Consider the following 2,928-nt stretch of genomic DNA (forward strand, 5'->3'; position numbering starts at 1 on the left):
GGACCACACGCTGGGCGGCCTCGGACACGTACCGCACTTGCGCCATCACTTTTGCGCGACGCTCCCGCACCACACAGAAGATCACCAGGCTCATGCCGACCAGCACCAGGGCGATGATCTGTGCCTGGTCGTTGGACGAGAGCAACTGCTCAGGATCGCGCACCAGCCCGATGGCCGTCTGCGCGATCACCGCCAGTGCCGCCACCAGTCCCACCGACCAGGGCCCGCCGAACAACGGCGTGATCGCCGGGGCCGCGACGAGCAGCGGACCCAGATGAATGTTGGGCGGAGCAAGAATGTCGATCACGGACACCGCAGCAATCCACGCGATCGGGATGGCGAGCAACGCCCGCCCCGCTCGCACCGGCCGTCGAAGTCCCTCGCGGCGCTGCGGCATGACTCCTGTCTACACCGCCCCTGCTCGGCTCGCACCGGCAGAAACGGGCAGTGCGGTCGGCTTCCTTGCCGGGCCTGACGACCAGGAACTCTTGCCACTCCAACTTCAATGGCTCGATTCCGATGACCGTCAAACCCTGTCCGGGCACGACACGCCCCTGTCGGGCCGGCGGGCCCCAACCACTACCGGACACCGTCGACCCCGCCACCATGGCCCGCTTCGACCAGGCCCTACGCGCCGTCCTCGACCTCTGCCCAGCCCTCGCACCCGCCGCGCCTAATGACTGCGCCGGGGAGTCGACCGTGGTGATGCTGGAGATTTCGCCACGGAAAAGCCTCAGGAGACTCTCGTGCCGGTAGACAGAGCTTCCTTTCCCTGTTGGAAGCCCGTCGGGCAGCCGGAAGAAAGACAGCCGAATTTCGGGTCGTTCACGCAAAGAGAAGGAGGTGATGTTGTGGTTGTTGACTGTGATGGTCTCGGTGACGGTATGCCGCCCAGCTCCCGCCATGGCCGCATAGGCGGCGATCACGCCGTCTTCGCGGCTCTTCGCGTAGGGACTGCGGCTGTAAGACTGCCCGGCGTCCCCTGAGGTCAGGTAGACCACGTCGAGGGGGCATCGAGCAGCGATGAGCTCCTGGATCTGTGGGTTGATGAAGAGGAGGTCATCGTCCTCGTGGGCCACACCAATCATTTCCCGCAGACAGGAGCCCGATGGCTTTCCGTACGCATCGCGCCGGGCAACATCTCCGGAGTGACCGGTTTGTCGAAGCGGCTGGAAGGACGGCACACTGAGAAGGGCCGGCACTGCGACGAGAAAGAGGCAAAGGACAGCCGCGGAAAGTGCTGCCGAAGCGGAGATCGCACTTTCCCTTCCGGGGCTTTTGCTCACGTGCTCAACCTTTCCTGGGCGCGGGCGCCACCACCGTCTCCGGGCACCCGCAAGAACGCTCGGGCGTGAGGCCCTCCCGTTCACGCGCTCCTCACCCGCTCAAGACTTGCCGGTCGCGTTGGTGATGCCCTGGACCCTGTAGTAGCGGGCAACGCAGAGCGCCGGCCACGTCTTGTGACCATCCCGGCCGAACGGCTCGGTCATCTTTCTGATGGGGAGCCGCCTGTACGGAAGAACTCGGGCCCCCGCTGCGGCCTGGGACCGCATCCGCGTGTCCTGCTGGTCCCATGCGCTGGCGCGTGCGGCCATGTCGGAGTCCAGGACCGCGAGCGATGCCGCCAGGCCGAGACAGACGACGGAGTACACAGCTGCTCCTGCGGCGAGGGCGGTAGCGACCTGTCGGCCACGGCGGTGCCATGCGCAGGCGGCGAGCGCACCTGCATAGACGAGGAACAGGACGTACAGCAGCAGGTAGTCGTTCCACAGACGCGTCGATGTCATCACGCCGGTACGGAAGGCGGGGTAAGTGATGACGGTGCACGCGTAGCCGGCGACCACGAGGACCACGATGCATGACCCGATCAGCAGCGCCGCGTTCTTCGCGCGGACGACACGCTCCGGAGAGGCACGCACGAGGAGACAGCCCAGGACGACGCCGCCGGCGAACGCTCCTAGTACTCCAGCCGTACTTCGTGACCTGGCATCCTGTCACGCGGCAGTGCCGCGCAGGCCCACACGCAAGCGACACACCCCGGCGACGTGACAGCCTCGTGAATGCGGATACGCGCGACAGGGGAGGTAGACGATATGACCACTGATGAGACCGGCCGGCGCAACCTCGAGCCGCGGCAGGACCTGGTGCAGCGCTCGGCACCGTTCCTGCCCGCCGGCAGCGAGATCCGGCCGGTGTTCATCTGCCAGAGCGCGCCGAACTTCTGGTTCTTCGTCATCACTTATCTCACCGGCCTGACGATGTTCTGGAACAAGTACCGGTGCTTGGCGGTCACCCAGGACGCCATCTACGTGTTGGACAGCAGCAAGTTGTCCGGCGGCGCCAGTCCACAGCGTCTGGCGGGAACGATGCCACGCCATACCCGACTTGGTCCGGTCTCCGGCCGATGGGGGCAGGTGATCCTCCTCGGCGAGCGTCATTGGGTCCACAAACGCTTCCACGACCAGATCGCTGCCGCAGACCGGGAGACCGGCTTCGCTTCATAGGTCACGACCTCGGATGGCGACCTGCTGTCACGGTCTGACGCGGCCGACGCGGGCTGCCGCGAGCACCGAATTCCGCATCGCCCGCAGCGGACCACGATTGGACTGGCTCACCGAATTCGCTGCCCGCCTGGCGGAGTTGCTCACCGAACGCCGGTAGGTCGTGATCTCGGTGGTGGGGGCTGGTGCGGGAATGGCTGCGGCCACCGGTGATCATCGTGAGTTGTGTGGACTGACGAAGAGACGGTGGCCGCAGGTCACAGCATAGAACCCGCTTGGTGGCGGGACGCGTTCGAGGGCCTGATGGGCCGGATCGCGGGGCGCTTCGCCCGGGTCGAACCCCGGCGCAGGGCGGCGCGGTTGGTGCTCGGTCTCTTGGCCGACCTGCCGCGCAAGAACTGCTGGACCATCGCGGAGTGGGCTGGCG

Annotated in this window: 2 protein-coding genes and 2 pseudogenes; 2 read left to right on the plus strand and 2 right to left on the minus strand. The window is 66.3% G+C overall.

All coding sequences use genetic code 11. The annotated features are described in order from the left end of the window. Window positions 1–397: pseudogene (locus tag ACWFR4_RS48240) on the minus strand (serine/threonine-protein phosphatase); the annotation flags it as partial. A gap of 988 nt (window positions 398–1,385) precedes the next feature. After that, entirely contained in the window at window positions 1,386–1,919 is a 534-nt protein-coding gene (locus tag ACWFR4_RS48245; RefSeq protein ID WP_453658283.1) for a hypothetical protein, read from the minus strand. A 174-nt stretch (window positions 1,920–2,093) separates the two neighbouring features. On the opposite strand from ACWFR4_RS48245, the gene ACWFR4_RS48250 reads away from it, so the two are divergent. Both ACWFR4_RS48250 and ACWFR4_RS48255 read left to right on the plus strand, forming a co-directional pair. Beyond that, window positions 2,094–2,504, plus strand: coding sequence for a hypothetical protein (locus tag ACWFR4_RS48250; protein ID WP_453658285.1), 411 nt, complete (start codon window positions 2,094–2,096; stop codon window positions 2,502–2,504). Window positions 2,505–2,747: 243 nt separating this feature from the next. Further along, a pseudogene (locus ACWFR4_RS48255) lies at window positions 2,748–2,928 on the plus strand (IS701 family transposase); the annotation flags it as partial.

The sequence above is a fragment of the Streptomyces sp. NPDC055140 genome, from assembly GCF_053607285.1.